A 22,695-nucleotide genomic window follows, 5' to 3' on the forward strand; every position below is an offset into this window, starting at 1 on the left:
CATGACGGACCCGTTCACACCTTCTCAGTCGAGGCTGAGGTTGATCGAGCGGATGAGCCCGCGCCAGTCCTGGAGATCCTGCCGGATCACCGCGCCGAACTGCGCAGGCGTGGTCTGCGGGAGATCGTCGAAGTTGAGTTCCCGCATGCGCCGCACCACCTCGGGGTCGACCAGGGCCTTCTGCACGGCCGCGTTGAGGCGTTCGATGATCTCCGGCGGCGTGCGCGCGGGTGCCAGCAGGCCATACCAGCTGTAGGTGGTGAAGGGATAGCCAGCCTCCGTCATCGTGGGCACGTCGGGCAGCATCGGCAGCCGCTTGGGGCCGCTGTTGGCCAGGGCGCGCACGCGCCCCGCCTTGACCAGTTCGATGGTCGACGAGGTGTCGCCGAAGGCGGCGTCCACCTGCCGGCCCGCCAGGTCCTGCACGCAGGGGCTGGTGCCCTTGTAGGGCACATGCAGCATGTCGATGCCGGCCTGCTTCTTCAGGCTTTCCATGGCCAGGTGGCCACCCGATCCCGCGCCCCAGGAGCAGTAGCTGTACTTGCCCGGATGCGCCTTCACCTCGCGCACGAACTCGTCGAGCGTGCGGGCCGGAAAGTCGGGCCGCACCAGCAGCAGGTTGCCGCCGCGGCCGATCTGGGCGATGGGCGCCAGGTCCTTGACCGGGTCGTAGGGCAGCTTCCGGTAGAGGCCGGGGTTGACCACCACCGACGCCGCATAGGTGAACAGCAGCCGGTAGCCGTCCGGCGCCGCCCGGGCGCCGGCCTCGACGCCGAGCACGCCGTTGGCGCCCGGCTTGTTCTCGACCACGAAGGGCTGGCCGAGCTGCTTGCCCAGGGCGTCCGCCATCAGGCGCGCGATGGTGTCCGTGCCACCCGCTGCGGCGGTGGGGACGATCAGCGTCACCGGCCGTTGCGGGTACGGCTCGGCGGCCTGGCCGGCGGTGCAGACGGCGGCGGCGAGGAGGAGGGCGCCGGGGCGCAGGAAGGGGGGCATGGGTGTCTCCGTGATCGCGATATTGCAGGGGGCGGGCGGGTGGGTGGCGGGCACGGATGCCGTCAGCCAGCGCCCGGCTGAGGGGGCAGGCTGGCGTCGAGGCGCTCGGCACTGCCAAGAAGAAGGTTGCGCGACACGTAGCTGCGCACCTGGCCGGCGCGCTCGCGCAGCCACGTGGCCTTGAGCCGGCGGGCCTCGGCGAACTCGGGGGCCTCGCCCTCGGCGGTGGCCAGCAGGTCGATCACGTGCAGCGCCAGTTGCCATTCGCCCCGCGAGGCGAGTACGGTCGCGCGGGCCAGCACGCTGGCCTTGTCCGTGATGGCGGCGCCGATCTCCCGCGCGACCCGGTCGGGCGGGGCGGGATGCAGGCTGGTCGGGTTGCGGTCCCACCAGCCGTTCTCGGCGCGGTAGATGTCCCGCACCACATAGCTCGGCTCGCCATAGGTGGGCTTGAGCCAGTCGACGCCGAAGATCTCCTCGGGATAGTCCAGCCGCGCGAGGATCTGGCGCTCGTCCAGCCCCTCGTTCATCAGCGCGACGGTCCGCTCCCGAAGCCAGCGCAGGGCGCGCGCCGTGTGCAACAGCACATGCTGCACGCGGTCTGCGCCACGCAGCGTGGGGCCGAACTCGCGCACGGCGACCTCCGGGCGCAGCGCGGCGAGCTGCTCCAGCGTGCGCGCCCAGCGGACCGGGTCGCGCAGCGTGCGCAGCGGTGTGCCGACATTGGGCATGGAATCGATCAGCGCCGCGCCGCCGTAGAGCACCCGCTGGGCGGGCGACCACAGCACGATGGCATCGTCCGTCTCCGACGGGGCCCACCTCAGCTCGACGCGCCGCTCGTCGTGCCCGATCGTCAGCCGGTCCTCGAAGGTCTCGTCGGGGTCGTGCAGCGCCAGGTGGCGTTCGAAGAAGGCGGCGGGCCGTCGGAACTGCATCTCCGCCAGCCGGTGCTGCAGGCCGGCCGTCTCGCGGTAGCGCGCGTGACGGCGCAGGACGCCGGCATGCGCGATCACCCGGGGCCGCCGATCGCCGCGCTGCGCGGCATGGGTCAGCCACTGGTCCACGCCGGCGTTGTAGCCCAGGTGCCCATGGCTGAAGCACAGGGCGTGCAGCGGGGCATCGCTCAGCGCGCGCAGCGCATCGATCATGCCCGCGGTGACCCGGCCGCCGGGCCCGGCGTCCATCACCACCAGGCCCACATCGGTTTCGGCCGCGAAGGAATGGCCCTGGCCGCGCAGCAGATGCAGCCCGGGTCCGACGGTCTCGCTGCCTTCGCCGACGATGAGGAAGGGCTTTTCGGCGCCGGCGCCGGCCTGCGTGGGTTGCGGCAGGGTCATGCGCGTGGCTCCGGACCCGGGGTGTCCGCCGTCCCCGCGGGCCGGCCGGTCACGCGCAGCGCGGGCGGACGCCAGCGGTCCTCCAGCAGGGCCGGCCGCGGGATGTAGGCCCGCAGGCAGAGGTAGAACTCGCCGGCCGGCGCAGGCAGCCAGTTGGCGCGCGCGTCCGGCTCCTGCGGTGCCTCGTGCGCGATGTGGATCGTGAGGCTGCCGTCGGCCGCCCAGGCCAGCCCGGCGCTGCGGTCGCCGATGGCGTAGCGGTCGATGGGGTTGGCGACCAGCATGTAGTCGCGGGCGTCGTAGAGCGTGATCGACCAGAAGGCGTCCACGGGCGGGGTGGCACCGGGCGCGAAGTGCAGGGCGTACACGCGGCGGCCGGTGAGCGGCTGGCCGTCCTCATCCTTCCAGGCCAGGGGGTAGTAGGCCTCGGCGCTTTCGAGCATGCCGATGTACTTGAGCGCCACGAGGGCGCGGGCCCGGTGGTCGTCGCCGAAGCTGCCTTCCACGAGGGGCGGCAGCGTCCAGCCCTCGGCCGTCTGCCGTCCCGTCTCGGTGTTGCGCAACAGGGCCAGCGCCTCGTCGAGGGCCTGGTCCAGGCGGCGCAGGGCCTCGTCCGCCGGCGGTGGCCCGGCGGGATCGAGCCCCAGCGCCGCCAGCGCGGCGATCTGCGGCAGGTCGGACGCGGGCGGCGGGTTCTCGCCGAGCGCCGCCCGTACCTGGTGGGCAAAGTGCGCCGGCCCGGCGGGCGCCGACGGATCGCAGTCGGGGTTGAAGGCCCGCGGCCTGGGCGGGCGGCCGGCGACCCAGTCGCCGAGGCGGTGCACCCGCAGTCCGTCCTGCACGGCATGGGCGCCCGGCAGGTCGTGCTCGCCGTCCACCAGGATGCGGCCGATGACCCAGACCCAGGGCGTGGGGCAGGGCACGCGGGTGCCGGCCGACTGCAGTTCCTCCGGCAGCTCGCCCTGCCAGCCCGGCGGCGTGAGCACGAAGCGCCGCGCGGCATTGCCGGTCAGCCGCGTGCCCAGATGCGCGAAGGGATTGGTGAAGAAGTCGAGCAGGCCCAGCACGTAGTAGCGGCCCTGTGTGTCGGGCACCTCGACGACCAGCGGTTCGTCGTCGACATGCAGCCAGGCCGTCGAGTAGAGCGTGTCGTTGTTGGGCGTGACCACGCGGCTGCGCCCGGGCGCGAGCAGGCTGCGACTGTGGGTGAAGACGTTGCACCATCGCTGGCCTTCGGGCGCCTCGCCGTGCGCCGCCAACCGCCTGGGGCAGGTCGCGGCTCGCATGCGGCGCATTTCGTAGAGCGGATAGGCGTAGACGACGGCCTCGCGGTCGGCGGTGCTGGTCGCGGGGCTCATGCCGTCGCTCCCCAGGCCAGCAGGGCGGGTATGCGCCATGCGCGGGCCTCCTCGCGCGGATGGTAGAGGCGCAGGATCAGGTAGAAGCGGCCCGCCGGCGTCGGCAGCCAGTTGGCGTCGTCGGCCGGGCGGTCGTGGCTGAAGACCAGCCGCAGGCCGCCGTCCGCATCGCGCCGCAGGCCCGGCGTGCGGTCGCCGATGGCATGGCGGCCGAGGGCGTTGGGATGGAGGAAGCGGTCCGCGCCGTACAGCGTGACTGACCAGAAGGCGTCGGCCGGCGGCAGGGCATCGGCCTCGAAGCGCATCGTGTAGCGGCGGCTGCCGTCCAGGGCCTCGCCGGCGGCATCGAAATGGCCCGCCGCGTAGAGCGCTTCGGTGGTGGCCAGCGCACCCAGGCCGATGTAGGCCGTCAGCGCACGGGTCAGGTGGTCGTTGCCATAGCGCCCGGCCCGGCCGGCCAGCACCCAAGGCTTGCGACGTCGGCTGCGTGCCGCTTCGCCGACCAGCCGGGTCGCCTCGGCCAGCCCTTGCTGCAGACCCTCGCGCGTGGGCGCGTCCAGGGCCGCCCAGTCGAAGCCGGCGCCCGGCCGCAGCCCGGCCTGGCCCAGCCATGCGACCAGCCCCACGTCCTCGGGCCGGCCGGGGGCATCGGCCAGCGCGCGGCAGAGGTTGCCGAAGAAGCGCCGGGCCACGTCCTGCGCGGGCACGCCGGCCTGCATGTCGGCCATGGCGTCCACGGGCTCGCCCTCCCAGGCGGCCACGCAGGCCGGCACACGACTCGGGCCGGTGCCCTCGGCCGGCGCGAGCCGGATGCCGGCCTGCAGGGCGCGGGCCGCGGGCCAGTCGGCCTCGTCGCCGACCAGGATGCGGCCGATCAGCCACACCAGCGTGGTGGGGCAGGACACCTGCCGCAGGTGCGCGAGCGCCGCCGGGGCGCGCTGGCCGGGTCCGAGCAGCAGCACCTGCTCGCCCTGGGCGCTGCAGTTGCGCGGGCCGAGGTTCTCGAAGTTCTCGGTGTAGGCGTCGTAGAGCGCCAGCACGAAGTAGCGGCCGGGATGCTCGGCCGCCGCCGGCACCGTCAGCACGCAGGGGCCGTCGCCCAGGTGGATCCATGCCGTGGTGTAGAGCAGGTCGTTGGCCGGCGTGACGATGTCGCGGTCCTGGTCGGTGGAAGGTCGGGTGATGGCATGCAGCGCGTTGATGGGGGCCCGCGGCGCCAGGCCCGGATGGCCGGTCTGCAGGCGGCAGGTGCGCACCGATTCGACCAGGGGATAGCCGTGCACGAAGGCGGTCAGGCCCACGGCGCGGGCCAGGTCGCGGCGGCCGGCGTCCAGGCCGGTGAAGGTGTCAGGGGAGGTCATGGTCATGGGCGGATGCAAAGGGGTTGATGGGCGGCTCAGTCCAGCCGCGCGCCCGTGGCTTCGACCAGGCGCATCGACACGGGCAGGAAGCGGCGGTAGTTGTCGGCCGCCTGCGCCGGCAGGTTGCCGATGGGCTCGGCGCCGAGGGCGGCGATGCGGGCGCGCAGTGCGGGGTTCTGGAGCGCGGCCTGGACTTCCCGGCCCAGCCGCTCGACCACCGCGTGGGGCACCCGGGCGGGCGCCATCAGCGAGATGGGGCCGGTCAGCGCATAGACCTCATCCGCGAAGCCCTGCTCGGCGAAGGTGGGCACCTCGGGCAGCACCTGCGCGCGCGTGGTGCCGGCGGTGGCAAGCGCACGGAGGCGGCCCGCCTGGATGTAGGGCGCCAGCGTGGTGGTCGAGCCCACGGTCATCTGGACCGTGCCGGCCACGAGGTCCATGGCCATCGGCGCCTCGCCCTTGTAGGCCACGTGCAGCGTATGCAGGCCATAGTGCCGGTCCATGAAGACCTGGATCTGGTGCGGCTGCGTGCCGGCGCCCCAGGAGCCCATGGCGAAGCGCCCCGGCTGGGCACGGATGCGCTCGATCAGCCCGGCGAAGTCGCGCGCCTGCACCGACGGATGCACCGCCAGCACCGTGCGGGGCGTCGCCACGTCCGAGACCATGCGCAGATCCGTGCGCGGGTCGTAGGGCAGGCGCTTGTAGAGCACCAGGTTGGCGGCGATCGGTCCCGGCACGGTCAGCAGCAGCGTGAGGCCGTCGGGCGCACTCTTGGCCACCGCATCGGTGCCGATGATGCCGCCCGCGCCGGCGCGGTTCTCCACGATCACGGGCTGGCCCAGGCGGGGCGACAGTGCCTCGGCCAGGAGCCGGGCCAGCGTGTCCGTGGAGCCGCCGGGCGCGTACTGCACCACGATGCGCAGCGCACGGCTGGGCCAGCCGTCGGTGGCCGGGGTGGAGGCCTGCGTCGTGCGCAGCGGCAGGGCGCCCGCGGCCAGGGCGGACAGGCCCGCCAGAAGGCGTCGCCGTCCGGCATCGGCGGGCTGCGCGCCATCCGCCGACCGATTGGGCATGCCTGCGGCGCCCGCAGAGGGCGAAGGGCGCGTCGGGCCGTTCATGCCTGGCCTTCCGTGCCGATGGCATGCGCGGCGCCGGCCGCGGGCGGTGACGGCGACCGGCCGACCACGAGCGCATCCACCGCCACGCAGCCGCCTTCGCTTCGCGGGCGGACGATCAGGGGATTGATCTCGGCGCTCTCCAGGGTGTCGCCGGCCCGGCGGGCCAGATCGGCCAGGGCGCACAGGGTGTCGGCCAGGCCGTCCAGGTCGGCCGGCGGCCGGCCGCGCGCGCCGTCGAGCACGGCGAAGGCGCGCAGCTCGCGCACCATCGCCAGTGCTTCCTCTCGGTCCACCGGCAGCACCCGCACGGCCACGTCGCGCAGCACCTCGGCGTGGATGCCGCCCAGGCCGACGAGCAGCACCGGCCCGAAGACCGGGTCCTGCCGCACGCCGGCGATGCATTCGGTGCCGCCTTGCACCATGCGCGCCACCAGGGCGCCGTCCTGCGTCGCATCGGGGCGGCGCTGCGCCACGCGGGCCTGCAGTTCGCGGTAGGCGGCCTGGACGGCGGTGGCGCCCTCCAGCCCCAGCATCACCCCACCGGCCTCGGTCTTGTGCGGCAGGTCGGCGCTGACCACCTTCAGGGCCACGGCGCCGCCCACCGACTGCGCGGCATCGGCCGCCTCCGCCGCGCCGTGCACCCAGCGGTGCGCGACCACCGGCACGCCGCATTCGGCCAGCAGCCCCAGGGCGGCCGGCTCGCTCATGGCGCCGGACGCCAGGCGGATCGGCGCCCCGCGGGAGGCGGGCTCGGCCACCACCCGAGGCGCCTGCCCGGCGAGGCGGGCGATCGTGCGGATGCCGTCGGACGGATCGGCGAAGACCAGGCAGCGCATGGCCTCGAGCTCGGCCCGGCGCGCAGCCGGCATCAGCGTGCTGATGGCCAGCAGGGTGTCGGGGAAGGCCTCGCGCAGCGAGGCGACCAGCGAGCGCAGCACCGGCCAGAACGCCTCGGACGCGCCGGCCGCCGCGAGGAAGCCCATCCACGACGCGAAGCCCTGGTCCTGCAGCATCAGGCGGGCGCTGCGCTCCATCAGGCTGAAGTCGTTCGTCACCTGGCCGGTGATGTCCACGGGATTGCGCGGCGCCGCGAAGGGCACCCATTCGCGCAGCGTGGCCTGGGCCTGCGGGCTGAGGGGGCGCACGTCCAGGCCCTGGGCGTGCGCGGCGTCGGCCATCAGCGCGCCCACGCCGCCCGACAGGGTGAACAGGCCCAGGCTGCGGTCGCGCGGCCGGCCGGCCACTGCCGCGCTGTGGGCCAGGTCGAAGAACTCGGTGAGGGTGTGGGCGCGCATCACGCCATGCCGGCGCATCACGGCCTCGTACACCGCATCGTCGCCGGCCAGCGCGGCCGTGTGCGAGGCCGCGGCCTCGGCGCCCAGCGCGGTCTGGCCGACCTTGACCATGACCACCGGCTTGCCCGCCGCCTGCGCCAGGGCCAGGGCCTCGCGCAGCCGCTCGCCGTCGCGGCAGCCTTCCATGTAGCCCATGATCACGTCGGTGCCGGGGTCGCGGGCCAGCCAGGCCAGGCAGTCGGCGAACTGCACGTCGGCCTCGTTGCCGGTGGTGGCCCACAGCGACAGGCCCACGCCCCGCTCTCGCGCCATGGCATAGGCATAGGCGCCGAAGGCGCCGGACTGGCTCACCAGCCCGATGCGCCCCGGCGTCACGCGGCCCACGCCGGGCGCCGGCGAGAAGGTGGCGTACACCTGGGTGCGCAGGTTCATGAAGCCGAGGCAATTGGGGCCGATGAGCCGGATGCCCGCCTCGCGCACGCGCCGGCCGAGCCGCGCCTGCGCGGCGACGCCGTCGCCGCCGATCTCGGCATAGCCCGACGAGAACAGCACCAGCCCGCGCACGCCGGCCGCGATGGCGTCTTCCACCGCGTCCTCGACGCGGGCGGCGGGCACCGACAGGACGGCCAGGTCCACCGGCGCGCCGATGGACTGCAGGCTGGCATGGGCGGGCAGGCCCTGGACCTGGTCGGTGGTCGGATTGACCGCATAGAGGCGGCCTTCGTAGCCGAAGCGCCGCAGGTAGTCCACCGGGATGCCGCCGATCTTCTGCGGGTTGGCCGAGGCGCCGACCACGGCGATCGCGCGCGGGTTGAAGAGGGCCGACAGGCTGTCGAGCCGGCTCTGGAGGGAGTGCAGGGTGTCCATGGGCAAAGCGGGCTCAGAAGTTGTGCCGGATGCCGGCGGCCAGCACGCGCACGGCGTCGCCGCTGTTGGCGGCCACCGTGACACCGGCCAGCGTGGCCGAGGCGTCGGCATGGTTGCCCAGGCCCAGCCAGCGGGCGTAGAGCGTGGTCCGCCGGCTGAGGTGGTGGTCGTAGCCCAGCGTCCAGCCCAGCTGGCGGCGCGCGCTGCCGTCCACCCGGCGGTCCACCGCCTCGACCATCAGCTGCGACATCGCGGTGAAGCTGTAGCGCGCGCCCAGGCTGGTCAACCGGGCCTGCGGCACGCCCGCCAGGCTGGAGCGCACGCGCACGTGGTTGGCGTACAGGTCGAGGTCGCCGAGCTTGTAGGTGGCGCTCAGTGCCTGGTAGGTGGTGCGGGGTGGGTCGGCCAGGGGCGCGGTGGCGCTGCCGCCATGCGCGCGCTGGAAGGCATAGGCCAGCGTCAGCCGCTCGCCCGTCCAGCCCGCCGCTGCGCCCTCGAACTGGCCGCTGCGCCGGCTGGCCTGCGCGGCCTCGCCGAAGCCGAAGGCCGCATCGAGCCAGAAGCCGTCGCCCTGCGGCGTCCGGTAGCGCACCATGTTGCTGGCCCGCCCGGCGAAGGCCTGCGCGCCCGGCTGCGCGTCGGTCGCCGCCACCAGGTTGAGCGGCGAGAACACGGCGTTGAGGCCGTAGGGATCGGCCCGGAACAGCGTGTAGAACATCGGCGTGTACATGCGCCCCAGGTCCACCTGGCCCCAGGCGCCGGCCAGGCTCACGAAGGACTGGCGCGTGAAGCTCAGTTCCGGGCCGGGCAGGTTGCCCAGCCCGGTGTCGGGCGAGATGCCGCTTTCGAGCACGAAGCCGGCGCGCAGCCCGCCGCCCAGGTCCTCGGTGCCGCGAAAGCCCAGGCGCGAGGCGGTGTGGCCGCCGTCCTGCATCCGCGTCCACGAGCTGCCGCCGCTGCGGGCGTGGGCCACGTACAGGTCCACCGTGCCGTACATCGTGACGCCTTGCGCCCACGCGCCGGCGCCCGCCGCCAGCCCGAGGCCGGCTGCCAGGAAAGTCTTCATGCTTGCTTGTCTCCGTGGGGCCGTCCGGCCCTTGTCGTGGTTTGAACGGGTTCCACGATAGGCAGGCGAAAGCCCAAAATCTGTCAATCCACCGACACAAATACGGAGAGCACCCCCTGGCGAACCCGAAAACGGGCTCCATCCGGCCGGCCTCGCAGGCGGCGCTCATCGAGCGCGGTCTGCGCTGGTGCGAGCTGTTTTCCACCTGGCCGGCGCATTGCCTCCAGCGGCTGATCCCGGCCGTGCGGCTGCGGCGCTACCGCCGTGGTGCGCAGGTGCTCGGGCATGACAGCGCGCGGCGCGAACTGCTGGTCGTGGTGTCGGGCAGCCTGGAGGTGGCCGCGGTCAACGAGTCCGGCCGGCGCTATGTCAACTCACTGCTGGGACCGCGCCATGTGGTCCCGCTGGTGCGCTTGCTCGACGACGTGCCGCTGAGCTACGGCTACGACGCGCACGAGGATTCGGTGGTGCTGCACATCCCGGCCGACGCCGTGATCGAGGTGCTGGACGCCGACCCGGGCCTGTGGCGCGAGGTGGCGCGGCTGGCGCTGTACCGGCAGCGGCTGAGCGTGGGCTCGCTGCGCGCGCAGATGGTGGGCTCGATCCAGCGACGGCTGGCGGCCACCCTGCTGAACATGGAGATGGGCTATCACCTGTCGGGCCAGCCTGCCCGCGAGGGCCTCCTGCAGGTGTCGCAGGCCGACCTGGCCGCGATGCTCGGCCTGTCGCGCCAGACGATCAACAAGGAGCTCGCCCACCTGCGCGACCTGGGCCTGGTCGACTACGGGGGCGGCTACAAGCGCCTGCGCATCGTCGATCTGCCGGCCCTGCAGCGGCTTGTCGAGACCTGAGAAGGTGTGACCGAGGCCGCCGTGGCCGCTCGGCCGCGCCGGCTTCATTCACACCGTCCGAAGGCGCAGCCTGGCGCGGCGCAAGCCCCCGCGCCGCTGCTCAGCGGCCGTGCTCGAAGACGTAGAGCCCGACGTCGATCCGCCCCTCGCGGAAGCCCGCCTCGCAATAGGCCAGGTAGTACTCCCACACGCGGTGGAAGCGCTCGTCGAAGCCCAGCGGCTGGATCGACGCCCATTGCGCCATGAAGCGGCGGCGCCACTCCGCCAGGGTCAGCGCATAGCTGTGGCCGAAGCGCTGCACCTCGGCCAGCCGCAGGCCCACCCGTTCGCCGTGCTCGCGCATCAGGGTCGGCGTGGGCAGCATTCCGCCCGGGAAGATGAAGCGCTGGATGAAGTCGGCACCGGCGCGGTAGCGCGCGAAGGCCGATTCGTCGATGGTGATCGCCTGCACCACGACGCGCCCGCCGGCTGCCAGCCGGTCCTTCAGCACCTGGAAGTAGGTCGGCCACCAGGTCTCGCCCACGGCCTCGATCATCTCGATGGAGACGATGCGGTCGAATTGGCCCTGCACGTCCCGGTAGTCCTGCAGCCGCAGGTCGACGCGCTCGTGCAGGCCGGCCTGCGCCGCGCGGTCCTGCGCGCAGCGCAACTGCTCGGTGGACAGCGTGAGGCCGGTGACGCGGGCACCGGCCTGGGCGATCTGGCGCGCCAGGCCACCCCAGCCGCAGCCGATCTCCAGCACCGATTGCTCGGGCGCCACGTCGAGCAGCTCGACGATGCGACCGAGCTTGCGGGCCTGTGCGGCTTCGAGCGTCTCGTGGTCGTGGGCGTAGATGGCGCTGGAGTACTGCAGGCCCGGGTCGAGCCAGCGCTCGTAGAAGGCATTGCCCAGGTCGTAATGGAAGGCGATGTTGTCGCGGCTGCCGCTGCGGCTGTTGTCGCGGCGCAGGTGGGCCAGCCGGGCCAGCCAGCGGGCCGGCCGCATGCCGTCGATGGCACCTTGCCACGCGGCCTCGTTGGCGGCGCCGAGTTCCAGCACGGCCAGCAGGTCGGGCGTGGACCATTCGCCGTCGCGGTAGGCGACGGCCAGGCCCAGGTCGCCCTGCGCCAGCAGGCGCAGCAGCGGACGCCAGCGGTGCAGCCGGATCAGCGCCTGCGGACCGGGCAGGGCGCCGCGCGCCTCCAGCCGCTCGCCATGGGGCAACTGCACGATCAGGTGCCCGGCCTTCAGTTGCCTGAGCAGGGGCCGGATGCAGCGACGGGCCAGCAGCGCCGCCAGCAGGCCGGGCCGTCGCGAGTCGGGCGGCGGTGTCAGGTCGCAGGAGGGATCGAGGGGAGCGGTCATGGCGTGGGGCGCAAGGTGGCGGACGGGCCGGAGGGCAGGGCCGGAGACTCTGCCGGCGACACGGTAACCGGATTCTGGGGAGGCGCCGGCCGCGCCACCAGGCCGACGCCCTTGAGCCATAGCTGCAGCGCCTCCCAGTGGATGGCGCCGATCACCTTGAGCGTGAGCAGCGGGTGGCTGAAGAAGGCCCGCAGCAGCGCGGCGTCGCCCAGCGGACGGGCCTGCGCGTCCAGCCGGGCCACCAGCAGCGGGCCCTGGGCGTCCACCGCATCCACGCCCACCGCCAGCGGGCTGTCGGCGCTGGCGTTCTCCTCGGGCGGGCGGATGCGGAAGCGGTAGTGCATGTCCAGCCCCAGGAAGGGCGAGACGTACAGCTGCTTGTCGCAGCGCTGCTCGATGACGCCGGCGTGGTCCGCCGCGACGGGCAGCAGGTAACTGTGGCGCTGGCCGAAGGTGTTGTTGACCTCGTAGAGGATGGCCTGCAGGCCGCCCGTGGGCGCATCGCAGAAGTACACGCTCAGCGGATTGAAGGCATAGCCGAGGATGCGCGGCATGGTCAGCAGGCGGATGCGCCCGCCCGTCGGCAGGCCGGCGGCCTGCAGCTGCTGCTCCACATGCGCGCGAGGCCCCTGCGCATCGCCGGCGCCGTAGTCCGGCCAGTGCAGGCTGAACAGGTTGAAGCGGCCGAGCGAAAAGAGCCGGCTGCGCGCCGCAAGGGCCGGCACGCGGTCGATGTCCAGCAGCAGCGAATACACGCGGTAGCCCAGCCGGTGGCGCCGCGGCCGCAGGCGCTGGTGCATCACGCGGCCGAGGTACAGCGCCTGTCCGTCGCCCTGTGCGGCGTCGGGCGCGCCAGCGGCCGCCGGACGCCCGCTCACGCGGCCACCTCGGCCGGCCGGGCGCCGAGGTGGATGCGGCCCGACTCGTTCGCGACCTGCCAGGGCCGGCGCACGCCGCCCAGCGCTTCGGCCACGGCCAGGCCCGATTGCAGGCCGTCCTCGTGGAAGCCCGAGCCGAAGTAGGCGCCGCAGTACCACACGCGCCGCTGGCCCTGGATCGACCACAGCGACCGTTGCGCCTCGATGGCGCGCGCGTCGAACAGCGGATGCTCGTAGACCTGCGTGCGGATCAGGTGGTCGCCATGGGGCTCGACGATGGGGTTGAGCGTGACGAACAGGGGCGTCTTCTCGTCGATGCCCTGCAGGCGGTTCATCCAGTAGGTGACGCAGGGGGCGCCGTCGGTCTGGCGCCGGTCGGACAGGTAGTTCCAGCTCGACCAGACGGCGCGGCGCCGCGGCATCAGCGCCGGATCGCTGTGCAGCACCGTGTGGTTGCGCGAATAGCGGAAGGCGCCCAGCAGGCGGCTCTCGTCCCCGCTCGGGTCCTGCAGCATGCCCAGGGCCTGGTCAGCATGGGCGCCGACGACGATGGCGTCGAAGCGCTCGGGCCACCAGCCCGCGGCCGTGCGGACCCAGGCGCCTTCGTCGTCGCGGCGCAGCGCCATCACCGGCTGATCGAGGTACAGGCGATCCCGGAAGCCCGCCGTCAGCCGCTGCACGTAGGCGCGGCTGCCGCCCTTGACGGTGCGCCAGACCGGCCGGCCGTTGACCTGCAGCAGGTGATGGTTCTCGCAGAAGCGGATGAAGGCCTCGGTCGGGTAGCGGCCCACCTGGCCGGCGGGCGTAGACCAGATCGCCGCCGCCATCGGATAGAGGTGGTCCTCCCGGAAGGCGCGGCCGTAGCCATGGGCGTCCAGAAATTCCTCCAGCGGCTGCAGGCCGGCCTGGGCCGCGAGCGGCGGTGCCTCGCGGTAGAAGCGCATCAGGTCGCGCAGCATGGCCCAGAAGCGCGGGCGCAGTAGGTTGCGTGGCTGCGCGAACAGGCCCTGCAGGTCGGTGCCGGCGTATTCGAGCGCGCCGCCGTCCTGGCTGACGGCGAAGGACATGTCCGAGGCCACCGTCGGCACCTCGAGGTGCGCGAACAGGGCGGTCAGATTGGGGTACGACGGCTCGTTGTAGACGATGAAGCCCGTGTCGACGGGCACATGGCCGCCGCCGGCGGCGGGCGCATCGACCGTGTGGCTATGGCCGCCGGGGCGCGGTTCGCTTTCGAAGACCGTCACGCGGTGGCGCTGGTTGAGCAGCCAGGCGGCGGACAGGCCGGCGATGCCGCCGCCGACCACCGCGATGTTCAGCGGCGCGTCCCCGGAGGCGACGGGCGCGGGCGGCAGGCCGGGGGCGACAGGGGTGGTCAGGCTCATCGGAACTCCAGGGTGCATGTCGCCTATACGGCTGGCGGCGGATTTTGGATTCGTCCTGTCCTACAGGCGATGCAGCGGATGCCGTGATCCAATCCGCCGGCGGCAGCGTAAAGGCCTTCATCATGGAAGCCCGGTACCAGCCGTCGAACGTCCCCCCGCCACGGAAGCGTCTGCTGCCCGTGTCCATCGTGAATCTCGCCGACGCCCAAGCCGTACTCCCCACCTCTGCCGAACTGTGCGACCTGGTTCGCGCCGTGGCCGAGCGCCAGGACCGTACGGCCTTCGCGGTGCTGTTCAAGCACTTCGCGCCGCGCGTCAAGACCTACCTCATGCGCGCCGGGGCCGACCCGGATGCCGCCGAGGACCTGGCGCAGGAGACCATGGTGGCGCTCTGGCGCAAGGCCGCGCTCTTCGATGCGCGGCAGGCCGGCGTGTCGACCTGGGTCTTCACCATCGCGCGCAACCTGCGCGTGGACCGCTACCGCCGGCAGGGCGGGGCGGTGGAGGTGCTCTCGGCCGAGCAGGCCGACCTGGATTCCATGCCCGAGGATGCCCCCGCACCGGACGAGCGCCTGCACGCCCGCCGCTGCGAGCACCGGTTGCGCGAGGCGCTGCGGCGCCTGCCGCCCGACCAGGTGCGGGTGCTCCACCTGTCTTATTTCGAGGACCAGCCGCATGCGCGGATCGCCGACGAACTCGGCATCCCCCTGGGCACGGTCAAGTCGCGCGTGCGGCTGGCCGTGGCGCATCTGCGCAAGCTGCTGGACGGCCTGGCATGACGACGATCCGACATCACCCGACCGACGACATGTTGGTCGCACTTGCCGCGGGCACGCTGCCCGCCGGCCCGGCGGCCGTGCTGGCCTGCCACGTGGAAACCTGCCCGGCCTGCGCCGGGCGCCTGATGGACCTCGAAGCCCTGGGCGGCGCCCTGCTGGAGGAACTGCCGGATGCCGGTCTGGCGCCCGAGGCGCTGGCCCTCACCCTGGCCGCCATCGACGCGCCCGCGGCGCCGCGCGTCGCCCCAGCCTCTCCTGCGCGGCGGGCGCGCGGTCACCGGCTCTCCCGTCCTGAGCTTCCGGCCGGCGCGCACTGGCCGCGTGCCCTGGACGGCTGCAGCGCCACGCCCTGGCGCTGGATCGGCCCTGGCATGCGGTGGAGCCGCCTGCATCTGCCGCAGGATCCGGCGGCCAACGTCTTCCTGCTGCGCATCGGGGCCGGCAAGTTCCTGCCGCCGCACACGCACAGCGAACTGGAGCTCACCCAGGTGCTGTGGGGCAGCTTCCACGACGGCCGGGCCCTCTTCGGTCCGGGCGATTTCGATGCGGCGGACGGCGATATCCACCACCAGCCGGTGGTGCAGGCCGGCAGCGAATGCATCTGCCTCGCGTCGGTCGACGGCCGGGTGGTGTTCGACAGCTTCCTCGCGCGCACGCTGGGATCGCTCGTCGGCATGTGACCGGGCGGCACCGGCCGTCCGTTGGGGACGTGCCGGTCGCCGGGGCTTGGCACTTTCGGCAGGTTCGCCACATCCAGCGGGCAGCTGGATGAAGATGAGAACCACTATCGTTTAAGATGGCAACCCTCCGACACTGCGTGGCAGGGCGGGGCGCGGGGGCCGTCGTGCCATGGCGTCCGGGGCCTGCCGCGCCATGCCCGCCGACCGTTCTCGCCTCGTTTCTCATGCCTGCCGTCTCCGACTCCGTGCAGCGCCACCTCGTGGGCGCGATGTATGTCGAACACCAGGGCTGGCTCCAGGGCTGGCTTCGCCGCAAGCTGGGCAATGCCTTCGACGCCGCCGACCTGACGCACGACACCTTCGTGCGGGTGCTCAGCCGCGACGACGCCCCCCACATCCGCGAGCCCCGCGCCTTCCTGGGCACCATCGCCCATGGCTTGATGGTCAACCTGCTGCGCCGGCGCAGCCTCGAAGCGGCCTACCTGGAGGCGCTGGCCTGCCATGGCGAGGCGGCCTCGCCGTCGCCGGAGGAGCGCGCGCTGGTCGTCGACGCCCTGGTCCAGATCGATGCGCTGCTCGACGGCCTGCCGGCCAAGGTGCGCCGCGCCTTCCTGCTGCTGCAGCTCGAAGGCCTGACGCATGCCGAGATCGCCGCGCAACTCGGCGTCTCGGTCAGCTCGGTGCGGCAGTACATCGCCCGGGCCATGCAGAACTGCCTGCTGCTGCGATGACGACGTCGCTCGACCCCGAGGTGGCCCGGGCGGCGGCGCTGTGGTTCTCCCGCGCCACCTCGGGCGAGTTCGCGGATTCCGACCGCGCGGCCTGGCTGGCCTGGCGGCGCAGCGATCCGGCCCATGAACAGGCCTGGGCGCAGGTCGAGGCGATCAGCCAGCGTTTCGGCCTGCTGCTGCCGGCGGCCGGCATGGCGGCACTGGCGCGTCCGCGCCCCGAGGCGCGTCGGCGGGCGCTGCGCGCCATCGCGGCCTTGGGCGTGACGGGCGGTGCCGGCTGGCTGGCGTGGGAGCAGGCCCCATGGCGCGGCGAGCCGGGCCGCTACCAGACGGCGACGGGCGAGCGGCGCTCGCTCACGCTCGAGGACGGCACCGCGCTGATGCTGAACACCGCCACGGAGGTGGCCGTCCACATCGACGGGCAACTGCGCCGCGTGACGCTGCGCCGGGGCGAGATCCAGGTCCGCACCGCGCGCGACCCGCAGCAGCGGCCCTTCGTGGTGGCGACGCGCTTCGGCGAACTGCGCCCCATCGGCACGCGCTTCGTGGTGCGGCAGGAGGACGAGGCCGTGCAACTGACCGTGCTGGAAGGCGCGGTGCAGGCGCAGCCCACCCCGGCCGCGGCCACGCCGCCGGTACGGGTGGACGCCGGCCGCAGCGTCCGGCTGGACCGCCACGGCGTCGGCCCCGTGCAGCCCGCGCCGGAGAGTGTCGATGCCTGGACCCAGGGCCTGCTGATGGCCGACGGCATGCGGCTGGCGGACTTCACCGCCGAGCTCTCGCGCTACCGGCCCGGCTTGCTGTCCTGCGACCCGGCCGTCGGCGCGCTGCGGCTGTCGGGCGCCTTTCCGCTGGACGACACCGACCGCGCCCTGGCGGCGGCCACGCGCGCGCTGCCGGTGCGGGTGCATCGCCTGACGCGCTGGTGGGTGCGCATCGGTCCCGCCTGATCGGCCCGTTTTTTTTTTTTCGACGGGGCCTGTCACTTTCGGCGTTTCGATTGGCAAGGAGGTGAACGACATCATCTCCAGGAGAAGCCCATGGCCCAGCGCCACCGCCGACCGCGCTCTTGCGCGCCCTCTCGATCCCTGCTGCGCCCGACGGCCCAGGCCGTCATGGCCGCGCTGGCCCTGCAACTGGCAGGCACCGCCGTCGCCTGGGCGCAGGCGGGGCCCGTCGGCGCGGCGGTGGCCATGCAGCGGGACATTCCTGCCGGCCCGCTGGGCCGTGCGCTGTCGCTCCATGCAGCGCAGGCGGGCGTCGTACTGTCCTTCGACGCTGCACTCACCGACGGCCTGAGCACCCGCGGGCTCTCCGGCCGCTACACCGTGCAGCAGGGCTTCGACGCGCTGCTGGCCGGCACCGGGCTGGAAGCCCTGCGCGCCGCCGACGGCAGCTACGCGCTGCGCAGGTCGCCCACGGCCGCCCGCAACGGCGCGCAGCAGCAGGCTGGGGCCGCCGCCTCGCTGCCGCCGCTGACCGTCAGCGCCGAGGCGCACAGCGCCGGATCGACCTTCGGCCCCCAGGCCCGGCGCACTACGACGGCCACCAAGACCGACACGCCCAACATCGAGGTCGCCCAGGCCATCAGCGTGGTCACGCGCGACCAGATGGACGAGCAGGGCGCCGCGCCCGCGCTGCAGGACGCCCTGCGCTACACGCCGGGCCTGATCGGCACGCGCGGCGTCAACCTCACCGACGACTCGTTCAATGTGCGGGGCTTCGCGGCAGGGCTGGCCACGTCGTCGAACACACCGGTGTTCCGCGACGGGCTGCGCCAGGCGCCGGCCATGTATGCCTCGACCGTCGAGCCCTATGGACTGGAGCGCATCGACGTGCTGCGCGGGCCGGGCTCGGTGCTGTTCGGGCAGGTCACGCCGGGCGGGCTGGTCAACGTGGTCTCCAAGCGGCCGACCGCCGACACCCTGCGCGAAGTCGACCTGCAGGCCGGCAGCCACAACCACCGCCAGCTCGGCCTGGACCTGGGCGGCAAGCTCGACGACGCGGGCGAGTGGACCTACCGCCTGACGGCCATGGTGCGCGACGCCGACACGCAGACCCATTACATCCCCAACGACCGGCAGTACGTCGCGCCGGCCATCACCTGGCGGCCCTCGGCCCGCACCTCGCTCACGCTGCTGGCCAGCTACCAGAACACCGACACGGCCTACAACTGGGGCCTGCCGGTCAGCGGCACGCTGCTGCCCAACCGCAACGGCCAGCTGTCGCGCAGCACCTTCACCGGCGAGCCGGGCTTCGACCGCTACAACACCCGCACCTGGACGCTGGGCTACCTGTTCGAGCACCAGTTCGACGACACCTGGACCGTGCGGCAGAACGCCCGCTGGTACCAGTCGGACATGACCTGGGACTCGGCCTATGGCTCGGGCCTGCAGGCGGCCAACCAGCGCCGCCTCAACCGCTTCGCCTTCATCCGCTCGGACGACTACAAGTCCTTCAACATCGACACGCAGGTGCAAGCCAAATGGCGCCACGGCGTCTTCGAGCACACCACACTGGCGGGCATCGACTATGCCGACGTGCCCTGGGTGCGCAACGAGCGCCGCGGCACGGTCGGGGCGCTCGACCTCTATGCGCCGGTGTACGGCTCGGCCATCGTCCCGAACTTCCAGCCGAGCCGTGTGCTCAAGACCGATTCGAGCCAGCTCGGCGTCTACCTGCAGGAGCAGGTCAAGATCGACCGCCAGTGGGTGCTGATGGCCGGCGTGCGGCACGACAGCGCCCGCAGCGACATCACCGGCCGCGTGACCAACGGCACGGCCACCAGCCCGATCACGCCGGTCAACATCCGCGACAACGTCTCGGCCACCACGGGCCGCGTCGGCGCGGTCTACCTGATGGACAGCGGCTGGGCGCCATACGTGAGCGCTGCCACTTCCTTCGAGCCCGAGGCCGGTGCGCTCGACTACAACAACAACGCCTTCAAGCCCACCCGCGGGCGGCAGTACGAGGCGGGCATCAAGTACGAATCGCCGGACAGCCCGGTGTCGATGACGGCGGCGGTCTTCGACCTGCGGCGCACCAACGTGCTCACCACCGATCCGGACCATCCCGGCTATTCGGTGCAGGCGGGCGAGATCAAGTCCCGCGGCCTGGAGCTGGAGGCCAAGGCGCGCATCGGCCGCGCCTTCGAGCTGATGGGCGCCTACAGCTACACCGACGCCGAGATCACCCGCAGCAACAACGGCGACCAGGGCACCGCGCCGCCCGGCGTGCCCCGGCACAACCTGTCGGTGTGGGCCAGCTACCGCCTGCCGCAGGACATCCTGCCCGGCGTGAAGGTCGGCCTGGGCGTGCGCCGCATCGTCGGCACCAGCGGCTATGTGCTGGGCAGCACGCCCACGCCCGCCGAGCTGCCGGCCTACACGGTGGTCGATGCGCTGATCGGCTATGACCGCGGGCCGTGGAGCATCACGCTCAACGTGGGCAACCTGTTCGACAAGACCTACGTGCAGTCCTGCTACTACGCGACCACCACCTGCTTCTACGGCGACGGCCGCAACGCCATCGTGCGCGCCACCTACCGCTGGTGACCGGCGTGCGTCGCCTCGGGCGCGCGCACGTCGTGGCGCTGCACCGGTACGTCGGGCTGCTGATGGCGGCCTTCCTGGTCGTGGCCGCCGCCACGGGCAGCGTGCTGGCCTTCCGGGACGAGCTGGACGAATGGCTCGCGCCCGAGCTGTTCGTCGCCCGTTCGGCGGCCTCGGCGCCGCTGCTGGATCCTTTCGCGCTGCGCGCCCGCGTGGCGCAGCAGGTGGCGCCGCAGGGCCGGGTGGATGCCGTGGTGCTCGACCTTCGTCCGGGCCGGACCGCCCGCTTTCCCGTCGCGCCCAATCCCGACGGCCCCGGTGGCTTTTACCGGCTGGGCTACGACGAGGTGTTCGTGGACCCGCACACCGGCGAGATCCAGGGCCGTCGCGCCCGCGAGGCCATCGCCTTCACGGCGCAGCAGGCCGTGCCGCTGCTCTACAAGGTGCACCACAGCCTGGCGTTGCCGGGCATCTGGGGCACGCTGCTGCTGGGCGTGATCTCGTTGCTGTGGACGCTGGACTGCTTCGTCGGCGCCTGGCTGACCTTTCCCAAGGGCCGGCCCTTCCTGCCCAGATGGAAGCCGGCCTGGCAGGTGAAGTGGCGTGCGGGTGCACACCGCGCCACGCTGGACCTGCACCGCGCAGGCGGCCTGTGGCTGTGGGCGGTGCTGCTGCTGTTCGCCTGGTCGAGCGTGATGTTCAACCTGCGCGAGCCGGTGTTCCGGCCGGTGATGGGCGTGGTGTTTCCCTTCGACGACTCCTGGCGCACCGTGCCGCTGCGGCCGAAGCCCGTCCTCGCGCCGCGGCTGGACTGGCCGGCGGCCCATGCCGCCGCACGCCGGGCCATGCAGGACATGGCGACCGAAGTCGGCTTCACCGTCGACCGGGAGGATCGCCTGCAGCTCGACCGCCGCCGCGGCGTCTATGCCTACCTGGTGCATTCGACGGTGGACCTGCGCAGCGACGCCGGCAACACCGCGATCCTGATCGACGCCGACACGGGCGTGCCGATGGGCCGCTGGCTGCCCACCGGCGGCCCCTCGGGCAACACGGTCAGCAACTGGATGGGCGCGCTGCACATGGCGCAGGTCTTCGGTCGGCCCTACCAGGTCTTCGTCTTCGTGTTGGGCATCGCCGTGGTCGTCATCACCATCACCGGCGTGATGGTGTGGCAGAAGAAGCGCCGGGCGCGCGCCCTCAGCCGCGCCAGGCGAGCGTGAGCCGCGTGGCCACGGCCGAGGCCACGCCGGTCACGAAGGTGCCCCAGATCAGGTCGGCCACGGTCACCTTCCAGGGCCAGTCCTTGAGCGTGGCCTGGTTGGTGAGGTCGTAGGTGGCGTAGCAGATCAGGCCCAGCAGCGCGCCCATGGCCAGCGCCTGCAGGGGCTTGCGCGCCTCCAGGGCCGGGCCGATGGCGAAGACCACCATGCCCACCAGGTACAGCAGGTAGAAGATGACCGCAGGCGCCACCGAGAAGCCGTCCGCCATCAGGTGGCCGATGGACGGCCGGTACAGGCGCGAGGCCATGGTGCCCAGCCAGATGGCGTCCAGGCCCAGGAAGACGACGGCCGCGATGCCATAAGCGGTGAGGTAGTGGGAGAAGGGCAGGGTCATGGTCGGCGGGCGGCAGAGGGTGGATGAATGGGGGGCGCTCAACGCAGGCGATAGCTCAGCAGCTTGCCGCCTTCGAGCGTGCCGTCCAGGCCCACCCAGCGGCCGCTGCCGTCGTACCAGAGGTCGATGCGCTGCTTGAGCGCCACGATGCGCCAGCGCTGGGCTTCGACCGGCTGGCCGCGCACGTCGATGCTGGCAGGCGGCAGCGGCTCGATGCGCACCGCCTCCCGCTTGCCGGTCTGGGCGTTGAGCAGTTCACGCTGCTTCAGGATCGCGCGGTTCCAGTAGGCGAAGCTCATGGCGCAGCCGGCCAGCAGCGGATCGCCCGGCTCCAGCCGCACGGCGAGCTTGTCGCCGTTGTCGTCGGTGTCCGCGGTGAGCGACTGGAGGCAGTCGCCCTGCCAGCGCTCCTGCGCCTGGTGGCGGTAGCGGTAGACGGGGATGCCCAGCAGCTTGACGTCGAAGCGGGCCTCGCTGCGCAGGCTGCGGGCGCCGCCGTCCTGCGTCTCCAGCGTGAAGACATGCTGGCCGATGGGCTTGCCGTCGAGGGATGCTTCGAAGGACCAGACCTGCTGCGCCCAGGCGCCCAGGGGCAGCAAGAAGGCCAGCAGCCCTGCCAGCGCCGTGCGACTGCGCAGCAAGGATGCGCTGCCGCTGCGTCCGGGAAGTACCCGATCAGTCGCGGCCATCGCCGTGTTCATGCCGCACGCCGCCGGGGCGGCCAGGGAATGAAGGCGCTGGTGCGCGCCACGTAGTCGCGGTAGGCCGGCCGCCGGGCGCTCAGGTCCTTTTCGAGCAGCGTCACGCCCGACACGCGCAGCAGCAGGAAGGTGATCAGCACCGGCGAGACGAAGCACCAGAGCGCGCCCGCGCCGCCGGCCTCCAGCGTCATCAGCGCCAGGCCCCACCAGACGCAGCTCTCGCCAAAGTAGTTGGGATGGCGGGTGTAGTGCCACAGGCCCTGGTCCATGACGGCATGGCCGCCCCGGCGCCGGGCGCGGAAGCCGGCCATCTGGGCATCGGCCACCGCCTCGAACACGATGCCGAAGAGCGCCAGCGCGGCACCCAGCAGGTCGAGTGCGCCGAAGGGGCGGGTGCCCGCCAGCCCGGCAAGCAGCGGGGCCGAGAGGATCCAGCCCAGCACCCACTGGAGGCCGAACACGATGACCAGGCTCTTCCAAGCGAAGGCCGCGCCGTGGCGCTCGCGCATCTCGGCATAGCGCCGGTCCTCGCCATGGCCCCAGTTGCGCCAGCTGATGTAGACGCACAGCCGCAGCGCCCAGGCCAGGGCCAGGCCCAGCATCACGAGGCGGCGGGTCGGGTCGGCGGCCGGCGTGCCCGCGGCATAGGCCAGCGCCGGCATCGTGATCAGCCAGGGCCAGATGCGGTCGGCCAGGCTGGCGTCGCGCTTCCACAGGCTGGCCAGCCAGCCGGCCAGCGCGATCGGCAGCGACACCAGCAGGCCCAGAAGCGCGGCATGCACCAT

Annotated in this window: 20 protein-coding genes; 7 read left to right on the forward strand and 13 right to left on the reverse strand. The window is 72.8% G+C overall.

What is annotated here, in order from left to right; translation table 11 throughout:
* Positions 1 to 24 precede the first annotated feature (24 nt).
* The 7 genes from L0984_RS00110 to L0984_RS00140 all read right to left on the reverse strand — a co-directional run bounded on the left by L0984_RS00110 (position 25) and on the right by L0984_RS00140 (position 9,398).
* Positions 25 to 996 (reverse strand): Bug family tripartite tricarboxylate transporter substrate binding protein, encoded by a 972-nt coding sequence (locus L0984_RS00110; RefSeq protein ID WP_234191771.1) that lies wholly within the window; start codon positions 994 to 996, stop codon positions 25 to 27.
* A gap of 62 nt (positions 997 to 1,058) precedes the next feature.
* A complete protein-coding gene (locus tag L0984_RS00115; protein ID WP_234191772.1) occupies positions 1,059 to 2,333 on the reverse strand; it encodes an alkyl sulfatase dimerization domain-containing protein in 1,275 nt (424 codons plus the stop codon).
* Positions 2,330 to 3,691, reverse strand: a complete 1,362-nt coding sequence (locus L0984_RS00120; RefSeq protein ID WP_234191773.1) for a DUF1254 domain-containing protein — start codon at positions 3,689 to 3,691, stop codon at positions 2,330 to 2,332. Before L0984_RS00120 ends, L0984_RS00115 begins: the two co-directional genes overlap by 4 nt.
* On the reverse strand, positions 3,688 to 5,052 hold the full coding sequence (locus tag L0984_RS00125) for a DUF1254 domain-containing protein (protein WP_370645860.1): 1,365 nt from the start codon (positions 5,050 to 5,052) through the stop codon (positions 3,688 to 3,690). Before L0984_RS00125 ends, L0984_RS00120 begins: the two co-directional genes overlap by 4 nt.
* Before the next feature lie 35 nt (positions 5,053 to 5,087).
* Positions 5,088 to 6,125: a Bug family tripartite tricarboxylate transporter substrate binding protein gene (locus L0984_RS00130; RefSeq protein ID WP_234191775.1), complete on the reverse strand. Its 1,038-nt coding sequence runs from the start codon at positions 6,123 to 6,125 to the stop codon at positions 5,088 to 5,090.
* Between the two features lie 41 nt (positions 6,126 to 6,166).
* Positions 6,167 to 8,332: an acetate--CoA ligase family protein gene (locus tag L0984_RS00135; RefSeq protein ID WP_234191776.1), complete on the reverse strand. Its 2,166-nt coding sequence runs from the start codon at positions 8,330 to 8,332 to the stop codon at positions 6,167 to 6,169.
* Positions 8,333 to 8,345: 13 nt separating this feature from the next.
* Positions 8,346 to 9,398, reverse strand: coding sequence for a porin (locus L0984_RS00140; protein WP_234191777.1), 1,053 nt, complete (start codon positions 9,396 to 9,398; stop codon positions 8,346 to 8,348).
* Between the two features lie 242 nt (positions 9,399 to 9,640).
* Between L0984_RS00140 and L0984_RS00145 the strand changes: the two genes are divergently transcribed.
* A complete protein-coding gene (locus L0984_RS00145) occupies positions 9,641 to 10,249 on the forward strand; it encodes a Crp/Fnr family transcriptional regulator (RefSeq protein WP_234191778.1) in 609 nt (202 codons plus the stop codon).
* A 100-nt stretch (positions 10,250 to 10,349) separates the two neighbouring features.
* Here the strand turns inward: L0984_RS00145 and L0984_RS00150 are convergent, their stop codons facing one another.
* From L0984_RS00150 to L0984_RS00160, 3 genes are read right to left on the reverse strand one after another with little or no spacing between them, the layout of a single operon-like run.
* Positions 10,350 to 11,594, reverse strand: a complete 1,245-nt coding sequence (locus L0984_RS00150; protein WP_234191779.1) for an SAM-dependent methyltransferase — start codon at positions 11,592 to 11,594, stop codon at positions 10,350 to 10,352.
* Positions 11,591 to 12,472 (reverse strand): DUF1365 domain-containing protein, encoded by an 882-nt coding sequence (locus tag L0984_RS00155; protein WP_234191780.1) that lies wholly within the window; start codon positions 12,470 to 12,472, stop codon positions 11,591 to 11,593. The genes L0984_RS00150 and L0984_RS00155 overlap by 4 nt, the downstream gene beginning before the upstream one ends.
* The gene (locus L0984_RS00160) at positions 12,469 to 13,854 is read right to left on the reverse strand and encodes an NAD(P)/FAD-dependent oxidoreductase (protein WP_234191781.1); all 1,386 of its coding nucleotides are present in this window, start codon (positions 13,852 to 13,854) and stop codon (positions 12,469 to 12,471) included. Before L0984_RS00160 ends, L0984_RS00155 begins: the two co-directional genes overlap by 4 nt.
* A gap of 83 nt (positions 13,855 to 13,937) precedes the next feature.
* Here L0984_RS00160 and L0984_RS00165 point away from each other — a divergent pair, with 83 nt between their 5' ends.
* The 6 genes from L0984_RS00165 (at position 13,938) to L0984_RS00190 (ending at position 20,815) form a co-directional block, all read left to right on the forward strand.
* Complete coding sequence (locus L0984_RS00165) at positions 13,938 to 14,633, forward strand: sigma-70 family RNA polymerase sigma factor (RefSeq protein ID WP_234191782.1); 696 nt, start codon at positions 13,938 to 13,940, stop codon at positions 14,631 to 14,633.
* Complete coding sequence (locus L0984_RS00170; RefSeq protein ID WP_234191783.1) at positions 14,630 to 15,313, forward strand: ChrR family anti-sigma-E factor; 684 nt, start codon at positions 14,630 to 14,632, stop codon at positions 15,311 to 15,313. The genes L0984_RS00165 and L0984_RS00170 overlap by 4 nt, the downstream gene beginning before the upstream one ends.
* A gap of 224 nt (positions 15,314 to 15,537) precedes the next feature.
* A complete protein-coding gene (locus L0984_RS00175; protein ID WP_234191784.1) occupies positions 15,538 to 16,044 on the forward strand; it encodes a sigma-70 family RNA polymerase sigma factor in 507 nt (168 codons plus the stop codon).
* Complete coding sequence (locus tag L0984_RS00180; protein ID WP_234191785.1) at positions 16,041 to 16,994, forward strand: FecR domain-containing protein; 954 nt, start codon at positions 16,041 to 16,043, stop codon at positions 16,992 to 16,994. The genes L0984_RS00175 and L0984_RS00180 overlap by 4 nt, the downstream gene beginning before the upstream one ends.
* Positions 16,995 to 17,084: 90 nt before the next feature.
* The gene (locus tag L0984_RS00185) at positions 17,085 to 19,598 is read left to right on the forward strand and encodes a TonB-dependent siderophore receptor (protein WP_234191786.1); all 2,514 of its coding nucleotides are present in this window, start codon (positions 17,085 to 17,087) and stop codon (positions 19,596 to 19,598) included.
* Positions 19,595 to 20,815, forward strand: a complete 1,221-nt coding sequence (locus tag L0984_RS00190; RefSeq protein WP_234191787.1) for a PepSY-associated TM helix domain-containing protein — start codon at positions 19,595 to 19,597, stop codon at positions 20,813 to 20,815. Before L0984_RS00185 ends, L0984_RS00190 begins: the two co-directional genes overlap by 4 nt.
* Here L0984_RS00190 and L0984_RS00195 read toward each other — a convergent pair.
* The 3 genes from L0984_RS00195 to L0984_RS00205 are packed head-to-tail and all read right to left on the reverse strand — an operon-like array spanning position 20,793 to position 22,695.
* Positions 20,793 to 21,209, reverse strand: a complete 417-nt coding sequence (locus tag L0984_RS00195; protein WP_234191788.1) for a DUF2177 family protein — start codon at positions 21,207 to 21,209, stop codon at positions 20,793 to 20,795. The two genes, L0984_RS00190 and L0984_RS00195, sit on opposite strands and share 23 nt — an antisense overlap.
* A gap of 38 nt (positions 21,210 to 21,247) precedes the next feature.
* The gene (locus L0984_RS00200) at positions 21,248 to 21,850 is read right to left on the reverse strand and encodes a DUF6134 family protein (RefSeq protein WP_234191789.1); all 603 of its coding nucleotides are present in this window, start codon (positions 21,848 to 21,850) and stop codon (positions 21,248 to 21,250) included.
* 56 nt (positions 21,851 to 21,906) lie between these two features.
* On the reverse strand, positions 21,907 to 22,695 hold the full coding sequence (locus L0984_RS00205) for a DUF1295 domain-containing protein (protein WP_234191790.1): 789 nt from the start codon (positions 22,693 to 22,695) through the stop codon (positions 21,907 to 21,909).

This window comes from Pseudacidovorax sp. NFM-22, assembly GCF_021401245.1.
Lineage (GTDB): Bacteria > Pseudomonadota > Gammaproteobacteria > Burkholderiales > Burkholderiaceae_C > Xenophilus.

Excerpts from the sequence above, each read along its gene's own strand:
- L0984_RS00135 (WP_234191776.1), bottom strand. The coding sequence starts at position 8,332 with ATGGACACCCTGCACTCCCTCCAGAGCCGGCTCGACAGCCTGTCGGCC.
- L0984_RS00110 (WP_234191771.1), bottom strand. The coding sequence starts at position 996 with ATGCCCCCCTTCCTGCGCCCCGGCGCCCTCCTCCTCGCCGCCGCCGTC.
- L0984_RS00195 (WP_234191788.1), bottom strand. The coding sequence starts at position 21,209 with ATGACCCTGCCCTTCTCCCACTACCTCACCGCTTATGGCATCGCGGCC.
- L0984_RS00150 (WP_234191779.1), bottom strand. The coding sequence starts at position 11,594 with ATGACCGCTCCCCTCGATCCCTCCTGCGACCTGACACCGCCGCCCGAC.
- L0984_RS00120 (WP_234191773.1), bottom strand. The coding sequence starts at position 3,691 with ATGAGCCCCGCGACCAGCACCGCCGACCGCGAGGCCGTCGTCTACGCC.
- L0984_RS00185 (WP_234191786.1), top strand. The coding sequence starts at position 17,085 with ATGGCCCAGCGCCACCGCCGACCGCGCTCTTGCGCGCCCTCTCGATCC.
- L0984_RS00160 (WP_234191781.1), bottom strand. The coding sequence starts at position 13,854 with ATGAGCCTGACCACCCCTGTCGCCCCCGGCCTGCCGCCCGCGCCCGTC.
- L0984_RS00130 (WP_234191775.1), bottom strand. The coding sequence starts at position 6,125 with ATGCCCAATCGGTCGGCGGATGGCGCGCAGCCCGCCGATGCCGGACGG.
- L0984_RS00170 (WP_234191783.1), top strand. The coding sequence starts at position 14,630 with ATGACGACGATCCGACATCACCCGACCGACGACATGTTGGTCGCACTT.
- L0984_RS00125 (WP_370645860.1), bottom strand. The coding sequence starts at position 5,052 with ATGACCTCCCCTGACACCTTCACCGGCCTGGACGCCGGCCGCCGCGAC.
- L0984_RS00115 (WP_234191772.1), bottom strand. The coding sequence starts at position 2,333 with ATGACCCTGCCGCAACCCACGCAGGCCGGCGCCGGCGCCGAAAAGCCC.
- L0984_RS00180 (WP_234191785.1), top strand. The coding sequence starts at position 16,041 with ATGACGACGTCGCTCGACCCCGAGGTGGCCCGGGCGGCGGCGCTGTGG.
- L0984_RS00175 (WP_234191784.1), top strand. The coding sequence starts at position 15,538 with ATGCCTGCCGTCTCCGACTCCGTGCAGCGCCACCTCGTGGGCGCGATG.
- L0984_RS00205 (WP_234191790.1), bottom strand. The coding sequence starts at position 22,695 with ATGGTGCATGCCGCGCTTCTGGGCCTGCTGGTGTCGCTGCCGATCGCG.
- L0984_RS00140 (WP_234191777.1), bottom strand. The coding sequence starts at position 9,398 with ATGAAGACTTTCCTGGCAGCCGGCCTCGGGCTGGCGGCGGGCGCCGGC.